The sequence below is a fragment of the Chryseobacterium urinae genome, assembly GCF_030518295.1.
GTDB lineage: Bacteria > Bacteroidota > Bacteroidia > Flavobacteriales > Weeksellaceae > Chryseobacterium > Chryseobacterium mucoviscidosis.
The window spans coordinates 1-217 of the sequence record NZ_JAULSJ010000121.1; the positions used below are offsets into that span (position 1 = coordinate 1).

General features: G+C 35.0%; 1 pseudogene. It reads right to left on the reverse strand.

Annotated elements, in window-relative coordinates:
- Window positions 1–31: 31 nt before the first annotated feature.
- A pseudogene (locus tag QWT87_RS21235) lies at window positions 32–217 on the reverse strand (IS110 family transposase); the annotation flags it as partial.

The following is a 217-nucleotide window of genomic DNA, read 5'->3' on the forward strand; positions in this document are numbered from 1 at the left end:
CCCCGATGTTCTATGTTAATACGCAAATTAATCAGGTTAAAATTTTAAAGTTTTTTTGATAATCTGGTTGATAAGGCATTTTGTTTTTTACCACACCGAAACAGATCCTTAAAAGCTTGTTGCAAACTGCGATTAATGCTAATTTCTTAGGTTTTCCTTTTGCCAACAAACGCTGGTAAAGTTCTCTGCAGTGAACGTTGTGTTTCATTGCAGTCCA